The following is a 19,440-nucleotide window of genomic DNA, read 5'->3' on the forward strand; positions in this document are numbered from 1 at the left end:
ACGCCTCCCAGTGCATCCTGGCCGAGCTCCGACGGGCCGGCCCATTTCGTGCGGAGAACCGCATCACGTCAGGTCGTCGAGGTCGCCGTCCCTACGCTGAGGACATGGCGCATCTGCGAGCGGTCGGGTTCGACCTCGACGGGACGCTGTTCGACCACCGTGGCGCAGCGACCGCCGGTGCCGCCCGGTTCCTCGAGTCACTCGGCGTGCACGCCTCGGCGTTCGCCATCGGCCGCTGGTTCGCCGCCGAGACCGAGCAGTTCGAGCGGTGGCGAACAGGGCAGATCAGCTTCCCCGAGCAGCGGCGCGAACGGCTGCGGGCCGTCCTTCCCGCGCTCGGCGTGCCGATCCCCGCCGACGACGGTGGGCTGGACGAGCTCTTCGACGCGTACCGGCACCAGTACGAGGCATCGTGGCGTGCGTACCCGAGGAGCCTGCCGCTGCTGCGGACGCTCCGTGTGCAGGGGAACCGCATCGGCGTGCTGACGAACGGCACCGAGACGCAGCAGGTCGACAAGCTGCGCCGCACCGGCTTGCTCGACGCGGTCGACGTCGTGTGCACCTCGGAGCGGATCGGGGTGCAGAAGCCGGACCGTCGCGCGTTCGAGACCCTGTCCGCCGAACTCGGCGTCGAGCCGAGCGGCTGCTTGTTCGTCGGGGACAGTGTCGCGCACGACGTGGAGGCGGCCTGGGCCGCCGGGATGCACGGGCTGTTGATCGACCACGAGGCCACGGACGGCCCCGACATGGAGACCCTGGTGCTCACGGCGCTCGCCGACCGCCGCGGGTGACGTGGCCGCTCGGCCGCTCGGCCGCTCGACGGCTCGACGGCTCGGCCGCTCGGCGGCGGCAAGCGGCCGTAGAGTGCACCATGACCCAAACACCGGCAGCATCGCCGCTGCTGCACCTCGGGGTGCTGGCCGAGTCGCGGAAACCCGACGAACGCCGCCTCCCGATCCACCCCGCCCACTTCGAGCGCATCGACCCCGATCTGCGCGCGAACATCATCCTGGAACGCGGGTACGGTCGCCGCTTCGGCGTCACGGACGACCAGCTCGAACCCCTCGTCGGCGCCATGGCGGACCGAGCCGAGCTCATCGCCGCGTCGGACGTCGTCCTGCTGCCCAAGCCCCAGGTGTCCGACCTCGAGGACCTGCGGGACGGGCAGGTCCTGTGGGGCTGGCCGCACTGCGTGCAGGACCCCGCCCTCACCCAGGTCGCGATCGACAAGCGCCTGACCCTCATCGCGTGGGAGTCGATGAACCACTGGCGGTCGGACGGCGGGTTCAGCCTGCACGTGTTCCACAAGAACAACGAGCTCGCGGGCTACTGCTCGGTCATCCACGCCCTGCAGCTCTGTGGTTCCACCGGGGACTACGGCCGCCGCCTCACCGCGGTCGTGATCGGCTTCGGGGCCACCGCCCGCGGTGCCGTCACCGCGCTGAACGCCCACGGGATCCACGACGTCCGCGTCCTGACCAACCGCGACATCGCCGCCGTGGGGTCGCCGATCCCCTCCGTCGACATGCTGCAGATCAGCCAGGACGACCACGACCCCAGCGGCAACACGGTCAAGACCGAGGACGGTCCGGTGCCGCTGGCGCCGTACCTGGCCGAGAACGACATCGTCGTGAACTGCACGCTCCAGGACCCGAACGCGCCGCTCACGTACCTGCGCACCGAGGACCTGGGCGTGTTCCGTCCGGGCAGCCTCATCGTCGACGTCTCGATCGACGTGGGGATGGGGTTCGAATGGGCGCAGGCGACGACCTTCGCCGAACCGATGACCACCGTCGGCGAGAGCACGAACTACTACGCCGTCGACCACAGCCCGTCGCTGCTCTGGAACTCGACGACGTGGGAGATCAGCGACGCGCTGATGCCGTTCCTCAGGCCGGTGATGGCCGGTGCGGCTGCGTGGGCCGACTCGGAGACGATCCGACGCGCCGTCGAGATCGCGGACGGCCACGTGCGGAACCCGGCGATCCTCGCGTTCCAGGGGCGCTCGGACGAGTACCCGCACGCGGTGGCCGGCTGACCCGGGCGCTGGGCGGGCGCTGACCCGATGCGGAACGACGAGGTCGACGTCGTGCGACAACGGCCTCGTCGTACCGCGTCGCATCACGATCGCGGTGTGGGTCAGTCGTCGGGCGCCGACACGGGTCGACCGTTCACGAGGTCAGTTCCCCCACACGAAGAACGCGATGACCCCGCCGACCAAGACCGCGCCGATCGGGACGAGGTACACCCAGTCGTGACGGATCGGACCCTGTCCGGGCTGGTGGTCGCGCTGGAACGGGGCGACCGGGTTCCCACTCGTTCCCGGCAAGAAGTCGACGGAGTGCTGTCGGACCGGCTCGTGTCGTCGGCTGTTCATCGGACCCCCCGTGATCGCGTCTGCGGTGGGCTCTGGCGGGCTCGAACCGCCGACCACTTCGGTGTAAACGAAGTGCTCTACCAACTGAGCTAAGAGCCCGCGACACGATCCTAGAGGTCGATTCCCCGTATCGTTGCGCTGGACATCCCGTCCGTTGGCCAGTTCAGCGCTCGGCTTCATTTCGCCGATAGTAAGCCGTACACTTAACCCATGTCCGACGACCCCGTCTACGCCGTGATCCTCGACCTCGTCGACTCACGAACGCTCGACGACCGCCCCGCCGCACAGCGCGAGGTCGAGCAGGCGTTCCGCGAGACGACGGACGTCACCCCGGTGGACCCGGTGCACGCGACCGTCGGCGACGAGTTCCAGGTCATCTACGCCACGCTCACGGACGCGCTCGTCGCCAGCACCGCCGCCATGCTCGCGCTGCCACCGACGGTGCAGGTCCGGCTCGGGATGGGTCGCGGGACGGTGCGCACGGTGGGGTCCGGCACGAGCGGTCCGCTCCAGGACGGCCCGGCGTGGTGGTCCGCCCGCGACGCCATCAACGAGACGCACCGCCGCGAAGACGGCCGGACGTCCTTCCTCCGGTCGTGGTTCCACGCGTCCGACGATCGCCACGGCACCGAGGAGCGACTCGTGAACGCCTACTTCCTCAGCCGCGACCACGTCCTGGCCCGCCTGACACCCCGGGCAAGACGCATCGCGCTCGGCCTCGTCCAGGGCCGGACCCAAGCGCAGATCGCCGTGACCGAGGGGATCACCCCGTCAGCGGTGTCCCAGTCGGTGCAGAAGTCGGGTGTGGCCGCGATCGTCGAGGGCCTCCGCGTCCTCGTGGGACAGGAACGCTGATGCTCGCCGGGATCCTCCTCGCACTCATCGGTCTGGGCGACGTCGTCCGGGCCCGCACCGGTGCCGATGCACACCGGCAGCGCGCGCTGACCACCATCGCGGTCGTCGTGCTGTGGGCCGGGGTGTCCGCCGTGGCGTGGCTCGGTCTCGGTGTCCCCGTGTGGGGCGTCCTCGTCACGGTGGTGCTCGCGGCGGCGTGGATCGCCACGACCGCGCCCGTCCGAGCCGGTGCCGGGACCGCCGACGACGACCGTGACGCGCCGACGACCCGGGGGCTGCTGCGGCGGTCCGGGTCCTGGCCCGCGGTCCTGCTCGCCGTCGCCGTCGCCGTGCTGCTGCTCTGGGGGCCGCTGCCCGACGGCACGGGCTTCGTGGTCGACTGGCACGACGGCTCAGGCCTGGCGTTCGTCGACGCCGTTCCGCTCGCCGCCGTCGTGGGCGGTGTCGGCTCGGCGCTGTTCCTCGTCGACTCCGCGAACGTGGTCGTCGCCCAGGCACTCCCGCCGGGACTGCAGCGCGGAGCCACCACGGGCGCCGAGGCCGATGACCTCCGCCGCCGGTTCGGGCGACGCCGACGCTCCGACGCCGACGCCGAACAGTCCGGGGACAGCACGGTGAGCCTCAAGGGTGGACGACTGATCGGCCCGATCGAACGGCTGCTCCTGGCCGGGTTCGCGGTGGCGGGGGCCTTCCCGGTGGTCGCCGCACTGATCGCGGCCAAGGGCATCGTCCGGTTCCCCGAGATCCGGCGCGAGACGACCGGCTACCAGGCGGAGTACTTCCTGATCGGCAGCCTGGTGAGCTGGGCGATGGCCTTCGCCGCTGCTGGCATGTGCTGGCTCCTGGCGCACAGCTGACCCGCGCGGAGCCCGTCGCTCCCGCCCACTCGCCCACCCGTCCATCGGTCGGTCGGTCGGTCCCCGAGGTTCCGAAATCTCGGCATCTCGCGGCCCCGAGCGTGCCGCCGTGGAACCTCGGCGATGAACCGGCGGCGAGTCGTGGAACCTCGGCCCAGCGAGTCCGCCCGGCATCGGGCGCTTTCGGAGCCTCGTCAGGCTGCGCGGCGGGCCCGACCCTCGACCTGACGTTGGACGAACGCCTGTCGGAGTCGCTCGAGCAGCACGGCCGGACGCCCGGTGTCGGCAGCTGTCGCGTGGATGACGATCCAGCCGTTCACCGCGAACCCGCTCGACCGTCGCTGATCGTGCTGGAAGGTCCGGCGGTCACGGTGGTGATCGCCGTCGTACTCGAGGGCGATCCGGAGCGTCGGCCAGGCGAGGTCTGCTCGGCCGAGGAAGGAACCGTGGTCGTCCACGACGTCGACGTTCACCTCGGGTTCCGGGAACCCCGCATCGACCACTCCGAGCCGGAGACGGGTCTCCATGGGCGACTCGACTCCGGTCCGCACCCTGTCGAGTGCGGCTCGTGCTCGTCGTGCCGAGCGACTCCCGGCAACGATCGCGGCCGCCAGTCCGTCGATGGTGGCGAGCCCGCTCGGACCGACGAGGTGGTCACCCAGGACGACGAGTTCGACGGCGGTCAGCACTGACGCGGATTCGAACCACGCGCGCGCTGGCGGACTGACCGGGATGCCGCGGACGAGTTCCGGCCGGAAGCCCTCGATCCGAAGCCGGTGCGGGATGACCTGGGGGCGGCGCATGATCGGCGCGGTCCCGATCGCCGTCACGTGCACGAGTTCGTCGTCGAGCCGTGACGGGAGCGGCGCTCCCCAGAGCCGAGCGGCCGTGGTGTGGCTGACGAACTGGTCGCTCCGGAGGACGACGGCGATCGCTTCCACGACCGTCACGGGGACGTCCGCTCGGACGCGGACGCCGTGGACCGGAGCCCTGAGGTCGCGGCGGGTCAGCCACGCAGGGCTCGCTCCGGCCGCGATGGCCTGCCGCACCAGGAACGGCCTCGGCGAGTGGTCGTGTCGTGCTCGGCTCCCCATGACGAGAGCATCGCGCACGAGGCGCCGGGCCCGACCGCGGTCGGACGCATCTGTGGAGAACGACGTGGGACGGGCCTCCAGTCCGAACCCGGAGGACGCGGTGAGGTTCCACGACATGCCGCGCGATGATCACCGAGGTGCCGATCCCGGGCGAACAGCGGCCCGAGATGCCGAGATTTCGGAACCTCGGCGGCACACCGCGGAACCTCGGGCGCACCCGCACCCGAGAACCACGGGGGTGGCGGGTACCCTCTCCCTCGTGAACGGTGCCGGTGTCCTCGACGAATCCGGGCGGCTGCGGCTCCTCGGCTCCGGGCTGACGGGTGCCGCGTTCGCGGTCGTCCTCGTCATGCTCGTGCTGTCGTCGTGGACCGAGGCGACCACCACCGTCCTGGTCTCCGTCGGCATCCCGTCCGCGGCGGCAGGTGCCGCGATCGCCGTGTACCTGCAGCTCCGGTCCTGGCGCGCCGAGGGCGGGTACGAGAACTCGGTCCTGGTCCGCGACTGGGTCGCCGAGGGCCAGATCCCGGTCGGAGTACCCGCCGAGCTGTGGATCCCGCTCGTCCAGGCGCAGGCCGACCGCGAAGGAGCCGGCTGGGGCAAGGTCGTCCTCGGCACGCTGTGGATCGCGATGACGTGGTCGATGCGTGACCAGCACGACGCCCTCATCACGACGATGTTGATCCTGCTCTGGGCCGGAATGGTCCTGTGGGCGGCGGTGTGGGTCATCCCCCGCGCTCGAGCGGCCCGTGCGCTGCTCCGCCGCGGCGTCTCCACGATCGGCTGAGCGACCGCGCGGGACCATTGGCTGAGCGACCGCCGGAACCCGCTGACTACGCTCGGCGGCATGCAGAGTCGCACCCTCGGTCGCACCGGCCGCGAAGTCTCCCCCATCAGTCTCGGTACGTGGCAGTTCGGCGGTGACTGGGGTCCGGTGAGCGAAGCGGACGCGAACGCCGTGATGGACGCCTCGGTCGACTCCGGTGTCACGCTCTTCGACACCGCCGACGTGTACGGCGACGGTCGCAGCGAGCAGCTCATCGGTTCGTGGCGCGCATCGAACCCCGACGTGCCGTTGACGGTCACGACGAAGATGGGCCGCCGTGCCGAGCAAGTCCCGGCGAACTACGTCGCGGCGAACTTCCGCGAGTGGGTCGACCGCTCCCGGACGAACCTGCGGCAGGACACGCTCGACCTGGTGCAGCTGCACTGCCCGCCGTCCGACGTGATCGGCGACGACGCCGTGTACGACGCCCTCGACGCGCTGGTCGCCGACGGCTCGGTCGCCGCCTACGGCGTCAGCGTCGAGACGGCCGACCAGGCACTCGCCGCGATCGCCCGGCCCGGCGTCGCGAGCGTCCAGATCATCCTCAACGCGTTCCGGCTCAAGCCGCTCGACCGCGTGCTGCCGGCAGCCCTGGAGGCAGGGGTCGGCATCCTCGCGCGCGTCCCGTTGGCATCGGGGTTGCTGTCCGGCAAGTACACGACGGAGACGTCGTTCGCCGAGGGCGACCACCGCAACTACAACCGCCACGGCGAGGCCTTCGACCAGGGCGAGACGTTCAGCGGTGTGGACTACGACGACGGCGTGCGCGCGGCGCAGACCTTCGCAGCGTCGCTGCCGGACGCCGTCTCGGTGCCCCAGGCGGCGCTCGCCTGGGTCATCGCGCAGGACGGCGTGACCGCGGCGATCCCCGGAGCCCGCAACCCGGAGCAGGCCCGGTCGAACGCGGCGGCCGGCGACCTGCCGGAGATCGACGGCCTGGACGCCACGGTGCGCGACCTCTACGACACGTGGTTCCGCGCCACGGTCCACGACCGCTGGTGAGGACCCGCGTCGTCGCGGTCGCGGTGGCCGCACTCCTGCTGCTGTCGGGATGCGCAGCGCCGGGGGCGGGGGCGTCGCGCGACGCTCCGCCGTGGCCGCGGCCGACCGACCTGTCCGCCCGTGCCGACGCTGCGGGCCTCCGGAACGTGTGGGGCGAGCGGCTCGCCGAGCACGTCCACACCCACCTGACGATCCTCGACGGTGACACCCCGGTGACGGTCCCGGCGAACATCGGGCACTCGGACCGGGGGAAGTTCGCCGCCGAGATCCACACGCACGACACCTCGGGCATCGTGCACGTCGAGTCCCCCACCGAGCAGACGTTCACGCTCGGTCAGTTCTTCGACGAGTGGGGTGTCTCGCTCGGTCCGGAACACGTCGGTGGCCTGCGCGGTGAGCTCACGGTGTGGGTGGACGGGCGCCGGACGATCGGCAACCCACGCTCCATCGAGCTGACGAACCGGCGCGAGGTCGTCCTGATCGTCACGACGATCGGCGAGGTCCCGCGCCTGCCGGCCCCCTTTCACTGGCCGCCGCAGTACGGCTAGCGAGCACCGCACCGCCCGCTCACGCCTCCTTCGGCGCGACCCACGCCAGGTCGAGCTCCCACCGCTCCACCGAGCCGGCCGGCAACTGCCACACGTACTCGTTCTTGAGCTTCTTACCGTCCTCGCGGAACGGCCCCGTCCGGTACGGGTAGAACGCCACCGTCGGCAGTGTGCCGGGCGGCGCAGTGCGGATCGCGTTCGAGAAGTCCTTGTTCAGCTGCCGCAGTTCGGCGATGACCGCGGGGCGCGCCGCGTCCGAGTCGAAGGACCCGGCGCCCGCCGCGAGCTGGAACGCGATGTGCAGCTGGCGGTCGCCCCGGTCGTCCTCGTAGCTGATGAGCCGGTGGTTCTCGACGGCCTCGAGCAGCTCCGGGTCGCCGTAGACCACGTCGCGCACGACGTCGGGTGCGACGACCGCGCCGTTGTAGTCGACGGACAGGTCGGACCGGCCGTAGTGGAACAGCAGCGGCAGGTCGAGCTCGGCGGCGTCGGCGAGTTCGTCGAAGCCGTGTGCGCGGAGCGTCTGCCGCAGTGGACGCATCCGCACGACGTGCCCGCGGTCGTGGATGTTGTACCGGATCCGCGGGCTGATGTTCTCGGACCGGGTGATCGTGACGACGAGTTCGCCGAGTTCGTTCGTCTCGATCAGGTACCCGAACGGGTTGAACTGGAACACCATCGGCAGCACGCCGTACTCGGCTTGCTTCGTCAGCGCGGCGGACAGCTCGGGCGACGCCGCGATCGCCCGACGCAGCTGCACGCTGAACGGCGTCTCGATGCCGAGGTTGATCTCGAGGTCGCTCGCCCCGTACGACCCGAGGACGGCCTGCGCGTACTGCTCGATGTGGGCTCGCATGTTCTCGCTGATGCCCTCGCCACCGAACGCCGCGACGATCGTGTACTCGCTCCAGTCGAGCCGGTCGTCCTCGAACAGCGCCTTCAGGAACGGCGGGTAGCTGCAGATGATGTACGTGAAGTCGGTGCCGAACTCGCGCATCGTCTGCACGATCTTGTCGCGGTCGGGCCCGATCGACTTGATCATCGACGACTCGGTGAGCGACGCCGTCACGTTCATGCCGGTTGCCCACGCCCCGAGCGAGAACGCGTTGAGCACGAACGGCTGCTTCGGCAGGTCCTTCGCGGTGCGCGAGAACCCGAGCTGCAGCAGTTGCCGTGTGGCCTGGCGTTCGTCGGGACCGCGCACCCAGCTGGTCGGCGTGCCGCTCGACCCGCTCGACTCGTCGACGACGACCCCGCGCCGTGGCAGCCGTCCGTCGACGCAGCGCTCGGGGATGCTCCACCGCTTGACGTACGACTCCTTGTCCATCTCGGGCAGCCCCGAGATCGCTGCGGCGATCCCGCCACGCGTGTCGAGACGGAACGGACGGGAGGCCCGCCCCGCCTCCGCCAGGAAGGCCCCGTACGCAGGCACCCGCTTCGCAGCCCGCTCCACGGTCCGCCAGGCACGCCAGCGTCCGAGGGTCCAGCGGAGCGGCTCGATGCCCGGCGTGAGCAGGAGCTTGTGGGTGCCGACGCGCGGCATGAACAGCGCCACGAAGGTCTCGACGACCCAGACGACCGAGAACACCGCGGCGCGCTTCACCGTGCACCCCCGAGCGTCATGGCGGCCGCGGGTCTGCGGTGCGCCAAGGGTGGTGGCGCGCTGTGCCCGAAGCGGAACAGCATCCACGCCATCCGGCCGTCGGACTCGTCGACGCCGGCCTGTTCGACGAAGGCGGCGTGCGAGCGCGGGTTCGTGATCACGGTTCCGAACGGGTGCAGGGCGATCCCCCGCGCGGTGAACTCGAGCCAGATCCGCATGAACACGCGGCCGGCCTCGACGTACTCGGCCGGCGTGCGGAACGGCCCTTCGAGCCAGCCGAGCTGCCGGACCCCGCGCATCGTCGACAGGTACACGCGCTTGAAGACCCCGCCGACTCCGGGTGCTTCCCACAGCCCGCGGTGCTCCATCGCGAACCGGAGCACCGGTCCGGGCATGAGCATCGTCTCGGCCGACAAGCCGTCACCGGTCGTCGCCGCCTGCCGCTTCGAGAACCGCAGCCAGTGCAGGATCTCGTCGTGCACGGCGTCGTGCTGCAGGTCGTCGAACAGCGTCTCCTGGTTGACGCGCACGATCTCGTCGACGGTCGGCCGGTCAGACGTGGTGCGGAAGCGCTGCCCGGCTGCCGACGCGATGGCGGACGCGGCCTCGATCGCCGAATCGTCCACCAGGGTGGCGTCGTAGGGCCTGCGTGAGGTGCGCCGCGCGAGGAAGCGGGCCAGGGCCTCCCGGTCGTCCGCCGTGACCGCCCGCGGACGCAAGGTCACGCTGCCCAAGCGGTGCAGACGGTCATCGGCCGCGCCGTCCAGCCGGCCGAAGTCCATCTCGGCGTGGTCGAGCCGCTCCTGCACGGTGAAGCCGTGCGCCCGGGCGACGACCTCGAGCCCGGCCAGGAACACCCCCGCGCAGACGTGCCCGAACGGGATGCCGAAGGACTCCGCCGGCAGCCCCCGTCGCAGGTCGTAGAACACGGTCGCGGTGCGTTCGTCCTCGACGCGCACGACGATCGGTTGCGAGTTGTGCGGCGACGGGTAGTGTCGCGCGTCCTCGATGATGCCGGTCCACGGTGATGCCATCGGTTCCCCCTCGGTGGTCTCTGGCACCGATCATACGAACCCCCTCCGACGCCCATGCCGCTGCCGGCATGCGGGGTCGCCGCGACCTGCGTAGCCTGCTGCCATGGGCACGATCCGGACCGGCACCGACCTCGCCGCGGTCGAGGACGTCGTCGCGAGCATCTCCGCCCACGGTGAGCGGTACCTGGACCGGCTCTTCACCGTGCGGGAGCGTACCGACGCGGGCGACGACCCGGAGCGTCTGGCGGCACGGTTCGCGGGCAAGGAAGCGGTGGTGAAGCTCCTCCGCCCCGCGCCGGAACAGGCGATCCCGCTGCGCGACGTGGCGATCGTCCTCGACGACCGCGGGGCGCCGACGGTCGAGCTGACCGGGGCCGCCGCCGCGCTGGCCGAGTCGGTCGGGTGCGGCCCGATCGCGGTGTCACTCGCGCACGAGCGGGGGCTGGCCGTGGCGACGGCGGTCGCGCTGTCCGACCGCTGACGGGCGCACCGGCACCACCGCCCGCGCCACCCTGTACCACCGCACAGGGGCGTCGGACGCCGTGCGGTTTCGCGCACCCGCACGGCGGTTTCCCGAGGCCCGGTCTTCCTTATCGTTGCCGTCATGGACCAGGAACCACAGCTCTCCAGCACGACCGCACCGACGGCGACCACGACCGCGACGCTCGCCGACCCGGCGATCGAGCAGGCCGTCCGCCGCGCCCTCGCCGACCACGGGCGCCTGACCGTGGACGCGCAGGACGTCGCCTCGATCGCCGACCTGTACGCGCTCGGGCTGTCGTCGCACGCCACGGTGAACGTCATGCTCGCCGTCGAGTCCGAGCTCGACGTCGAGTTCCCCGACTCGGTCCTGAACCGGTCCACCTTCGCCACCGTCGAGTCGATCGTGGCCGCTGCGGAGCTCGCCTCGTGACCCTGACCATGGCGGCGACCGCGGTCGTCGACCGGTTCGCCGAGCGTGCCGCCGCCGTCGCCGCGGTCGCCGCGCAGGTCGCGGACGAGGTCGACCGCGACGCCCGTCCGCCGCGCGAGGCCATCGCTGCGATGCGCGAGTACGGTCTGCTCGCCGCTGCCGTCCCCGCCGAGCACGGGGGCGAGGGCGCCTCGGTGTCCGAGCTCTCCGCGATCGCCACCGAGCTCGGGCGTGCCTGTGCCGCCACCGGGATGGTCTTCGCGATGCACCAGGGCCAGGTGATGGCGCTCTGGCGGCACGGCGGCGACGGTGCCGGCGTGCTCGAGACCATCGCAGCGGTCCGCGACGGCGCACTCGTCGCCTCGGCCACCACGGAGCGCGGTGTCGGCGGCGACGCCCGCCGTTCCACGTGCTCGATCGAGGCCACCGACGACGGCCGGATCCGCCTGCGCAAGGACGCGCCGGTGATCTCGTACGCCACCGAGGCCGACGCGGTGTTCGTCACCGCCCGCCGCGACCCGGACGCCCCGGCCTCCGACCAGCGGCTGCTCATCTGCCGGACCGACTCGATGGTGCTGTCGCAGACCTCCACCTGGGACACCATGGGGCTGCGCGGGACCTGCAGCAACGGCTGGATCCTCGACACCGAGACCACCGTCGACCGGGTGTTCCGCGACGACTACGCCGCCATCTCGGCGCAGACGGTCCTGCCGGTCTCGCACGTGCTCTGGGCCTCGGTGTGGCTCGGCATCGCCGCCTCGGCGAGCGAGCGCGCCCGGACGGCCGTCCGCAAGCAGGCCCGCGCCGCGATCGGGACGACCCCGCCCGGAGCACTCCGGCTCGCCGAACTCCTGGTCGACCTGCAGGCCCTCGCCGACTCCGTCCGGCACGCCGCCGAGCGGTTCGACGCCGCGGCCGACGACCCCGAGGTGCTCGCCTCGAGCGCCTACGCCCTCGCCGCGAACGCCCTGAAGATCGGGGCGTCCGAGCGCGTCACCGACATCGTCACGAAGGCGATGCGGATCGTCGGGATCGCGGGCTACGCGGCCTCCGGCCCGATGAGCATCGCCCGACACCTCCGAGACGCCCACGGCGCCGCCGTCATGGTGAGCAACGACCGTCTCCTCAAGAACGACGCCGACCTGGCCCTCATGACGGGAGTGATCCTGTGACCCTCACGGACCCCACCACCACCACCGCTCCGGACCTCGACGCCGCCCGCGCCGCACTCCGTGCCCGCCTGCTCGCCGACCGCGTGCTCATCGACCTCGGCTCCCCCGGGCTGTACGGCCGCACCGGCGTGTTCGAGCGCGTGTACACGGCCGTCGACGCCGCAGCCGAGCGCAGCCAGCAGGACCTCGACGCCGAGGTGCTGCGGTTCCCGCCGGTCGAGCCGCTCGCCGCGTTCGAGCGCACTGACTACATCGCGTCGTTCCCGGACCTCGCCGCGTCGATCTCCGGCTTCACCGGCGACGACCGCACGCACCGGGCACTGCTCGCCGCCCGCGAGCGCGGTGAGCGCTGGGAGGGCTTCCTCGAGCCTGCCGACCTCATGCTCACCCCCGCGGTCTGCCACCCGGTGTACGGCCTGGTCGGCGACACGATCCCGCAGGAGGGCCGCTTCTTCGACATCGTCGGCGACTCCTTCCGCCGCGAGCCGTCGCTCGACCCGATGCGCCTGCAGGCCTTCCACATGCACGAGTTCGTGCACATCGGCACGCCGGCGTCGGCCCAGCAGCACCGCGACGGCCGGATCCCGGTGATGCGCGAGTTGCTCGAGTCGTTCGGCCTCGAGATCGACGTCGTCCCCGCCAACGACCCGTTCTTCGGCCGCGTCGGGCAGATGCTCGCCCGCAACCAGGTCGAGCAGGCGCTCAAGTTCGAGTTCGTCACGCCGGTCTACGGCGACGACCACCCGACCACGGCGATCAGCTCGGCGAACCTGCACGAGGACCACTTCGGCACCTCGTTCGGCCTCCGCACCGCCGACGGTGAGGTCGCCCACAGCGCCTGCATCGCCTTCGGCCTGGAGCGCATCACCATCGCCCTGTTCGCCGCACACGGCACGGACGTCGACGCCTGGCCGGCGTCGGTCCGCGCGGCACTCGAGCTGTGACGACGCTGCACGGATGGTCCGGTTCACCGGCCGTCCGGGCCGCCGTGCAGCTGCCACCCGCGGCGCGGGCCGGCGTCGTCATCTGCCCGCCGCTGGGACAGGAGGGCGTGATCGCGTACCGCACGCTCCGCCTGCTCGCAGACCGCCTGGAGGCCCGTGGCATCGCCTCGGTGCGCTACGACCCGTCCGGACGTGGTGACGGTGCACCCGACACCGACCCCGACGCGCAGGTCCGGTCCGCACGCCACGCGGCCGCCGTGCTCCACACGTCGGGAGTGCAGCACGTCGCGTTCGTCGGACTCGCCTCCGCAGCCCTCGTCGCCGCGGCCGCCGCGGAGGACGCCGACGCCCTGCTCGTCTGGGACGCCCCGGCGTCCGGTCGGGGCTGGCTCCGTCGGCAACGTGCCCTCGCGACGATCACGATCGGCAGCGAGCGGATCGTGGACGGCGTCGAGAGCCTGATCGGCATCGAGGTCGAACCCGACGAGGCGACGGCGCTCTCCGCCCTCGCCTTCGCGCCGCGCACCGGTCCGACCGTGGCGCTGGTGCGGCCCGAGACCCGCGCGCCGAAGGCCCTCGGACCCGTCGAGACCGTCGAGGTGCCCGGCAGCGCCGAGTTGCTCGACGGCACGAGCATCCACGCCCGGATCCCCGGAGCCGCGGTCGACCGAGCCGTCGCCTGGCTCGACGCCTGGGCGCCGACCGCTGCGGCGCAGGTGGTGCCGCCCGTGCTCGACGAGGTCCTGGACGTCGACGGCCGCGTGTCGGAGCGCATCGTCCGCCTCGGCCCCGACGCGCTGTTCGCCGTCGAGACCGTGTCGTCCGCCCAGCACCACGACGCCCCGCTCGTCGTCCTGCACAACGGCGCCGCCGAACACCGGGTCGGTGCCACCGACTACCAGGTCGACCTCGCCCGTGCGCTCGCGCGAGACGGCGCCCGCGTCGTCCGGGTCGACCGCCGTGCCACCGGCGAGAGCACCAGCGTGCGCGAGGACGAACGCAGCTTCCTCTTCGCCCAGGAGTGGGTGGAGGACCAGTCCGCCGTCGTCGCCGACCTCGGTACCCCTTCGGACCGCCTGGTGCTCGTCGGCATGTGCGCCGGCGCGTGGCTCGCCGGTCGGTCGGCGGACGAGGCCCCGCGCTTGGTCGTCGAGATCAGCCCGAACGACTACCGCCGGCAGCCGGCGGCCCCCGGCAGCTACGAGGACGCCGTCCGCGCGGTCGACGCTCCCTCGGCACGTCGGCTGTGGGTCCGTCGGCGGTACAACGCCGTCGTGCCGAAGGCCCTGCGCGAGTGGATCGCGCGGCGGGACCGCGTCGGCGGCGTCGTCGAGCACGTCCGGCCGCTCGTGGAGCACGGCACCGACGTCGTCGTGATCGCCGCCCCGGACGACGCCGCGCTGTTCGACCGGCTCGGCGGACAGAAGGCCCTGCGCCGCTACGGCGGTGTCGGTCGGCGCGGTTCGGTGTCGATCGTGCGGGTCGAGGACGGCGACCACTCGCTGTTCTCCCCCGTGATGCGTCGCGCCGTGCGCGCCGAGGTGCGCTCCCGCGTCGCGGCGACGTTCCCCGTCCCCGCCTGACCCTCGCGTCCCGACTCCGAACGACACCCTCGACGTCGTACGACATCGAGGGTGTCGTAGCCGCGCGACCGCAACTGTTGCGGCCACGCGGGGACGACATGGTCGACGTCGTACGACAACCGCTTTGTCGCGCGGGGCACGCCCGGATCGAGCGCATCGGCGCCGGACGCGGTCAGACGAGCCCGAGCTCCCGGGCCACGGCGTCCGGGTGCTCGACGTGCGCGAAGTGCCCGCAGTCGTCGAGCAGCACCGTGCGGACCTGCGGCACGAACTCCCGCAGGGCCTCGAGGTCCGAGACGCGCGCGAACACGTCGTCGCGCCCGGCGATCGCGGTGACCGGGCAGGTGATCCCCCGCCAGCGGCCGAGGTCGTAGCCCGCAGCGGTCCGCGCCGCGTCGGTGAACCGGGTCGGCCGGAGTTCCTGGACGAAGGCGTCGAGCACGCTGCGGTCGAGGCGTCGCACGTGCGTGAACACGGGTGCGGCGAGCAGCGGCAGCAGCCCGACGCGGGACAGCGCCCGGAGCATCGGCCGCGCGGCCTCGCCGGTGATCGACAGGCCAGCACGCAGCAGGGTGAACGACGGCAGCGTCCGGAGCCCTCGGAGCGGGTGCCGTGCGGCGTCCGCGGTCGCGACGGTCGTGCCGGACACCAGGGCGACGGAGCGCACGCGCCGGGGTGCGACGACCGCCAGGTGCATGCCGACGAAGGCCCCCATCGAGTGCCCGACGACGTCCACCGTCGTGATCCCGAGCGCATCCAGCACCGTGACCAGCGACACGGTCACGTCGTCGAGGTCGAACGCACCGCTCGGCGCCGGCGACGATCCCCATCCCGGCAGGTCGACGAGCACCAGGCCACGGGCACCGACGCCGCGCGCCGCGGTCAGCAGCGGGGTCCACGTCGACCAGGAGCCCGCGACGCCGTGCAGCAGCAGGAGCGGGTCGGGACCCGGGCGGTGGTGCACCACGACGGGTCCGGCGGGCGTCAGGACCTCGGTGCGCCGGAGGTGCCACGCGGCGGGCGTGGGCGACACCGCGTAGGGGGCGTACGCCTCGGCGGTGACCTCACGGTCACGTGCGTCCGTGTCGATGGCGTGCACCGGGCCTCCTGTCCGCTGTCGACGCGGATGCGTCGCAGGAGGGATTCGGAACGCTAGCCGACCGGGACGGGTGCGGTGCAGGCGGCGAGGCGGTCTAGCGCGGCCTTGTACTCGGCGACGTCGCGCTGCAGGCCGGGCTCCGTGATGATCGAGGCCTTGATCCGGCCCTGCACGTCGATGACGAAGGTCGCGCGGGTGGCGAAGCCCTTGTGCTCGAGGAAGACGCCGTACTCCTTCGAGACCGCGCCGTGCGGCCAGAAGTCGGCGAGGAGCTCGAAGTCGTAGCCGTTGAGCTCGGCGAAGGAGCGGAGCGTCGCCTTGGAGTCGACCGAGATGCCGATCAGCTCGACGCGCTGGTCCTGGAACATCGCGACGTTGTCCTGCAGGGCGCAGAGCTCGTTCGTGCAGTTCGACGAGAACGCGAGCGGGAAGAAGACGAGTGCGACCGGGCGGTTGCCGCGGAAGTCGCTGAGTCGGACGTGCTCACCGAACTGGTTCGGGAGCTCGAAGTCCGGCGCGAGAGAGCCGATCTCGAGAGCCATCGGGACGTGTGCTTCTTCCTCGGGTGTGGGGTGTACCCGTCGGGTCCGTGCGCACGCGGGTCGCGTGTGCACGATCGGCCATGCTACGCCGACCGCACCCGAATGCAAGCACCCGCCACGTGCACCGCACCATCAGCATCACCGTCGGTGCTGGGGCCTAGAGTGGACGGGGCCCCATCCGGTCGTGACCCGACCACCGGAGCCACCATGTCCACCACCACGAGAACGAACGAGGTCAAGGGTGACGGTGAACGACCAGGACCCGTACAGCACCGGGGCGAACGACCAGGACCCGCAGGAGACCGCCGAATGGCGTGAGTCCCTCGACGGATTGGTCCAGACCCACGGACACCAGCGCGGTCGCGAGATCATGCTGAGCCTGCTCAAGCGGTCCAAGGAACTGCACCTCGGTGTGCCGATGGTCCCGACGACGGACTACGTGAACACCATCGCGCCGGAGAACGAACCCGAGTTCCCCGGCGACGAGGAACTGGAGCGCCGGTACCGCCGGTGGATCCGCTGGAACGCGGCCATCACGGTGCACCGCGCGCAGCGTCCGGGCATCAGCGTCGGCGGCCACATCTCGACGTACGCGTCGAGCGCCGCGCTGTACGAGGTCGGCTACAACCACTTCTTCCGCGCGCAGGACCACGCGTCCGGCGGCGACCAGGTGTTCTTCCAGGGCCACGCCTCCCCCGGCATGTACGCCCGCGCTTACATGGAAGGGCGTCTCGGCGAGGACCAGCTCGACGGGTTCCGTCAGGAGAAGTCCCACGCCGGCGGCGGCCTGTCGTCGTACCCGCACCCCCGGCTCATGCCGCACTTCTGGCAGTTCCCGACCGTGTCGATGGGCATCGGCCCGATCAACGCGATCTACCAGGCGCAGCAGGCCAAGTACCTCACCAACCGCGGCATCAAGGACGCCTCCGACCAGCAGGTCTGGGCGTTCCTCGGCGACGGCGAGATGGACGAGGTCGAGTCGCGCGGACAGCTCCAGGTCGCGGCGAACGACGGCCTCGACAACCTGAACTTCGTGATCAACTGCAACCTGCAGCGACTCGACGGTCCGGTGCGCGGCAACGGCAAGATCATCCAGGAGCTCGAGGCGTTCTTCCGCGGTGCGGGCTGGAACGTCATCAAGGTCGTCTGGGGGCGTGAGTGGGACGACCTGCTCGCCCGCGACACCGAGGGCGCGCTGCTCAACCTGATGAACCAGACGCCGGACGGCGACTACCAGACGTACAAGGCCGAGAACGGCGCGTACGTCCGCGAGAACTTCTTCGGGCGCGACCCGAAGGCGCTCGAGCTCATCGAGGGCTACAGCGACGACCAGGTCTGGAACCTCAAGCGCGGTGGTCACGACTACCGGAAGGTCTACGCCGCGTTCAAGGCTGCGACCGAGCACAAGGGCCAGCCGACGGTCATCCTGGCGAAGACGGTCAAGGGCTACGGCCTCGGCCCGAGCTTCGAGGGCCGCAACGCGACCCACCAGATGAAGAAGCTCACGCTCGACAACCTCAAGCAGTTCCGCGACGAGATGCGCATCCCGATCTCCGACGCGCAGCTGGAGGAGAACCCCTACACGCCGCCGTACTACCACCCGGGCAACGACGACGAGGCGATCCAGTACATGCACGAGCGTCGTCAGGCGCTCGGCGGCTACGTGCCGGAGCGTCGGACCAAGTACACCTCGATCACCCTCCCCGAGGATGCGAAGTACCAGGTCGTCAAGAAGGGCTCCGGCAAGCAGGAGATCGCCACCACCATGGCGTTCGCCCGGCTGCTGAAGGACCTGCTCCGCTCCCCGGACTTCGGCAACCGCGTGGTGCCGATCATCCCGGACGAAGCGCGCACGTTCGGCATGGACGCGTACTTCCCGACGGCGAAGATCTACAACCCGAACGGCCAGCACTACACTTCGGTCGACCGCGAGCTGCTCCTGGCGTACAAGGAGAGCCCGCAGGGCCAGATCATCCACGTCGGCATCAACGAGGCCGGGGCCATGGCGGCGTTCACCGCGGTCGGCACCTCGTACTCGACGCAGGGCGAGCCGCTCATCCCGGTCTACGTCTTCTACTCGATGTTCGGGTTCCAGCGCACGGGTGACGCCATCTGGGCCGCCGGCGACCAGATGACCCGTGGCTTCATGATCGGCGCCACCGCCGGTCGCACGACGCTGACGGGCGAGGGGCTGCAGCACGCCGACGGCCACTCGCTGCTCCTCGCGACGACGAACCCCGCCGTGGTGTCGTACGACCCCGCGTACGGGTACGAGATCGGGCACATCGTGCAGGCCGGCCTCGACCGGATGTACGGCACGAACGAGGACGGCTCGCCGAAGCACAGCGACCCGAACGTCATGTACTACCTGACGGTCTACAACGAGCCGATCGTCCAGCCGGCCGAGCCCGAGGGCATCGACGTCGACGGCATCGTCAAGGGCATGTACCTGCTCAAGCCGAGCGAGCACGACGGCCCGAAGGCCCAGCTGCTCGCTTCCGGTGTGGCCGTGCCGTGGATCCTCGAGGCGCAGCAGCTCCTCGCCGAGGACTGGGGCGTCTCCGCCGACGTCTGGAGCGTCACGAGCTGGGGTGAGCTGTACCGCGACGGTCTCGACGCGGAGCAGCACGCGTTCCTCAACCCGAACGAGTCGCCGCGCACGCCGTACGTCACCGAGCGCCTGCTCGCCACCGAGGGGCCGGTCGTCGCCGTCAGCGACTTCATGCACCAGGTGCAGGAGCAGATCCGCCCGTTCGTGCCGACCGACTACGCCACGCTCGGCGCCGACGGCTTCGGCTTCTCGGACACCCGTCCGGCCGCTCGTCGCTTCTTCCACATCGACGGCCCCTCGGTCGTCGTGCGGACGCTGCAGCAGCTCGCCCGCCAGGGCAAGGTCGACGGCGCACTCGTCCAGCAGGCGATCGACAAGTACCGCCTGCACGACGTGACCGCCGGCACCACGGGCAGCGCGGGCGGCGAGAGCTGATCAGC

Annotated in this window: 19 protein-coding genes and 1 tRNA gene; 13 read left to right on the forward strand and 7 right to left on the reverse strand. The window is 71.3% G+C overall.

Annotation, left to right across the window (positions count from 1 at the left end):
* Window positions 1–104 precede the first annotated feature (104 nt).
* Together EDF28_RS10485 and EDF28_RS10490 are read left to right on the forward strand one after the other, a co-directional pair.
* The gene (locus EDF28_RS10485) at window positions 105–791 is read left to right on the forward strand and encodes an HAD family hydrolase (RefSeq protein WP_123938241.1); all 687 of its coding nucleotides are present in this window, start codon (window positions 105–107) and stop codon (window positions 789–791) included.
* Window positions 792–871: 80 nt separating this feature from the next.
* Window positions 872–2,038 (forward strand): N(5)-(carboxyethyl)ornithine synthase, encoded by a 1,167-nt coding sequence (locus EDF28_RS10490; protein ID WP_123938242.1) that lies wholly within the window; start codon window positions 872–874, stop codon window positions 2,036–2,038.
* 141 nt (window positions 2,039–2,179) lie between these two features.
* Here EDF28_RS10490 and EDF28_RS10495 read toward each other — a convergent pair whose 3' ends face one another.
* Window positions 2,180–2,377 (reverse strand): hypothetical protein, encoded by a 198-nt coding sequence (locus EDF28_RS10495; protein ID WP_123938243.1) that lies wholly within the window; start codon window positions 2,375–2,377, stop codon window positions 2,180–2,182.
* A gap of 26 nt (window positions 2,378–2,403) precedes the next feature.
* Window positions 2,404–2,476: transfer RNA gene (locus EDF28_RS10500), tRNA-Val, on the reverse strand.
* Between the two features lie 111 nt (window positions 2,477–2,587).
* On the opposite strand from EDF28_RS10500, the gene EDF28_RS10505 reads away from it, so the two are divergent.
* The gene (locus EDF28_RS10505) at window positions 2,588–3,232 is read left to right on the forward strand and encodes a SatD family protein (RefSeq protein WP_123938244.1); all 645 of its coding nucleotides are present in this window, start codon (window positions 2,588–2,590) and stop codon (window positions 3,230–3,232) included.
* A complete protein-coding gene (locus EDF28_RS10510; RefSeq protein ID WP_123938245.1) occupies window positions 3,232–4,089 on the forward strand; it encodes a hypothetical protein in 858 nt (285 codons plus the stop codon). The genes EDF28_RS10505 and EDF28_RS10510 overlap by 1 nt, the downstream gene beginning before the upstream one ends.
* A gap of 194 nt (window positions 4,090–4,283) precedes the next feature.
* Here EDF28_RS10510 and EDF28_RS10515 read toward each other — a convergent pair whose 3' ends face one another.
* Window positions 4,284–5,300, reverse strand: coding sequence for a hypothetical protein (locus EDF28_RS10515; protein ID WP_123938246.1), 1,017 nt, complete (start codon window positions 5,298–5,300; stop codon window positions 4,284–4,286).
* Window positions 5,301–5,442: 142 nt separating this feature from the next.
* On the opposite strand from EDF28_RS10515, the gene EDF28_RS10520 reads away from it, so the two are divergent.
* From EDF28_RS10520 to EDF28_RS10530, 3 genes are read left to right on the forward strand one after another with little or no spacing between them, the layout of a single operon-like run.
* Window positions 5,443–5,970, forward strand: coding sequence for a hypothetical protein (locus EDF28_RS10520; protein ID WP_123938247.1), 528 nt, complete (start codon window positions 5,443–5,445; stop codon window positions 5,968–5,970).
* A 60-nt stretch (window positions 5,971–6,030) separates the two neighbouring features.
* Window positions 6,031–7,011, forward strand: coding sequence for an aldo/keto reductase (locus tag EDF28_RS10525; RefSeq protein WP_123938248.1), 981 nt, complete (start codon window positions 6,031–6,033; stop codon window positions 7,009–7,011).
* On the forward strand, window positions 7,008–7,559 hold the full coding sequence (locus EDF28_RS10530; protein WP_123938249.1) for a hypothetical protein: 552 nt from the start codon (window positions 7,008–7,010) through the stop codon (window positions 7,557–7,559). The genes EDF28_RS10525 and EDF28_RS10530 overlap by 4 nt, the downstream gene beginning before the upstream one ends.
* 19 nt (window positions 7,560–7,578) lie before the next feature.
* On the opposite strand, the gene EDF28_RS10535 is transcribed toward EDF28_RS10530, so the two are convergent.
* Complete coding sequence (locus EDF28_RS10535) at window positions 7,579–9,162, reverse strand: phenylacetate--CoA ligase family protein (RefSeq protein ID WP_260154859.1); 1,584 nt, start codon at window positions 9,160–9,162, stop codon at window positions 7,579–7,581.
* Entirely contained in the window at window positions 9,159–10,196 is a 1,038-nt protein-coding gene (locus EDF28_RS10540) for a hypothetical protein (protein WP_123938250.1), read from the reverse strand. Before EDF28_RS10540 ends, EDF28_RS10535 begins: the two co-directional genes overlap by 4 nt.
* Before the next feature lie 103 nt (window positions 10,197–10,299).
* Here EDF28_RS10540 and EDF28_RS10545 point away from each other — a divergent pair, with 103 nt between their 5' ends.
* From EDF28_RS10545 to EDF28_RS10565, 5 genes are all read left to right on the forward strand, one after another.
* The gene (locus EDF28_RS10545) at window positions 10,300–10,677 is read left to right on the forward strand and encodes a holo-ACP synthase (RefSeq protein WP_123938251.1); all 378 of its coding nucleotides are present in this window, start codon (window positions 10,300–10,302) and stop codon (window positions 10,675–10,677) included.
* A 123-nt stretch (window positions 10,678–10,800) separates the two neighbouring features.
* Window positions 10,801–11,109, forward strand: coding sequence for an acyl carrier protein (locus EDF28_RS10550; protein WP_123292585.1), 309 nt, complete (start codon window positions 10,801–10,803; stop codon window positions 11,107–11,109).
* The gene (locus EDF28_RS10555; protein ID WP_221182558.1) at window positions 11,106–12,281 is read left to right on the forward strand and encodes an acyl-CoA dehydrogenase family protein; all 1,176 of its coding nucleotides are present in this window, start codon (window positions 11,106–11,108) and stop codon (window positions 12,279–12,281) included. The genes EDF28_RS10550 and EDF28_RS10555 overlap by 4 nt, the downstream gene beginning before the upstream one ends.
* Window positions 12,278–13,225, forward strand: a complete 948-nt coding sequence (locus tag EDF28_RS10560) for an amino acid--[acyl-carrier-protein] ligase (RefSeq protein WP_123938252.1) — start codon at window positions 12,278–12,280, stop codon at window positions 13,223–13,225. The genes EDF28_RS10555 and EDF28_RS10560 overlap by 4 nt, the downstream gene beginning before the upstream one ends.
* On the forward strand, window positions 13,222–14,808 hold the full coding sequence (locus EDF28_RS10565) for an alpha/beta hydrolase (protein WP_123938253.1): 1,587 nt from the start codon (window positions 13,222–13,224) through the stop codon (window positions 14,806–14,808). Before EDF28_RS10560 ends, EDF28_RS10565 begins: the two co-directional genes overlap by 4 nt.
* Before the next feature lie 172 nt (window positions 14,809–14,980).
* Here the strand turns inward: EDF28_RS10565 and EDF28_RS10570 are convergent, their stop codons facing one another.
* Both EDF28_RS10570 and EDF28_RS10575 read right to left on the reverse strand, forming a co-directional pair.
* A complete protein-coding gene (locus tag EDF28_RS10570; RefSeq protein WP_185094210.1) occupies window positions 14,981–15,907 on the reverse strand; it encodes an alpha/beta fold hydrolase in 927 nt (308 codons plus the stop codon).
* Between the two features lie 53 nt (window positions 15,908–15,960).
* Window positions 15,961–16,449: a peroxiredoxin gene (locus EDF28_RS10575; protein WP_111085695.1), complete on the reverse strand. Its 489-nt coding sequence runs from the start codon at window positions 16,447–16,449 to the stop codon at window positions 15,961–15,963.
* Window positions 16,450–16,690: 241 nt separating this feature from the next.
* Here EDF28_RS10575 and aceE point away from each other — a divergent pair, with 241 nt between their 5' ends.
* Complete coding sequence (gene aceE / locus EDF28_RS10580) at window positions 16,691–19,435, forward strand: pyruvate dehydrogenase (acetyl-transferring), homodimeric type (RefSeq protein ID WP_123292581.1); 2,745 nt, start codon at window positions 16,691–16,693, stop codon at window positions 19,433–19,435.
* Window positions 19,436–19,440: the final 5 nt, after the last annotated feature.

The organism is Curtobacterium sp. PhB137 (assembly GCF_003814955.1).
Classification (GTDB): Bacteria; Actinomycetota; Actinomycetes; order Actinomycetales; family Microbacteriaceae; genus Curtobacterium.

Coding starts and splice junctions, on each gene's coding strand:
- EDF28_RS10485 (WP_123938241.1), top strand. CDS start 105: ATGGCGCATCTGCGAGCGGTCGGGTTCGACCTCGACGGGACGCTGTTC.
- EDF28_RS10490 (WP_123938242.1), top strand. CDS start 872: ATGACCCAAACACCGGCAGCATCGCCGCTGCTGCACCTCGGGGTGCTG.
- EDF28_RS10495 (WP_123938243.1), bottom strand. CDS start 2,377: ATGAACAGCCGACGACACGAGCCGGTCCGACAGCACTCCGTCGACTTC.
- EDF28_RS10505 (WP_123938244.1), top strand. CDS start 2,588: ATGTCCGACGACCCCGTCTACGCCGTGATCCTCGACCTCGTCGACTCA.
- EDF28_RS10510 (WP_123938245.1), top strand. CDS start 3,232: ATGCTCGCCGGGATCCTCCTCGCACTCATCGGTCTGGGCGACGTCGTC.
- EDF28_RS10515 (WP_123938246.1), bottom strand. CDS start 5,300: ATGTCGTGGAACCTCACCGCGTCCTCCGGGTTCGGACTGGAGGCCCGT.
- EDF28_RS10525 (WP_123938248.1), top strand. CDS start 6,031: ATGCAGAGTCGCACCCTCGGTCGCACCGGCCGCGAAGTCTCCCCCATC.
- EDF28_RS10540 (WP_123938250.1), bottom strand. CDS start 10,196: ATGGCATCACCGTGGACCGGCATCATCGAGGACGCGCGACACTACCCG.
- EDF28_RS10545 (WP_123938251.1), top strand. CDS start 10,300: ATGGGCACGATCCGGACCGGCACCGACCTCGCCGCGGTCGAGGACGTC.
- EDF28_RS10550 (WP_123292585.1), top strand. CDS start 10,801: ATGGACCAGGAACCACAGCTCTCCAGCACGACCGCACCGACGGCGACC.
- EDF28_RS10575 (WP_111085695.1), bottom strand. CDS start 16,449: ATGGCTCTCGAGATCGGCTCTCTCGCGCCGGACTTCGAGCTCCCGAAC.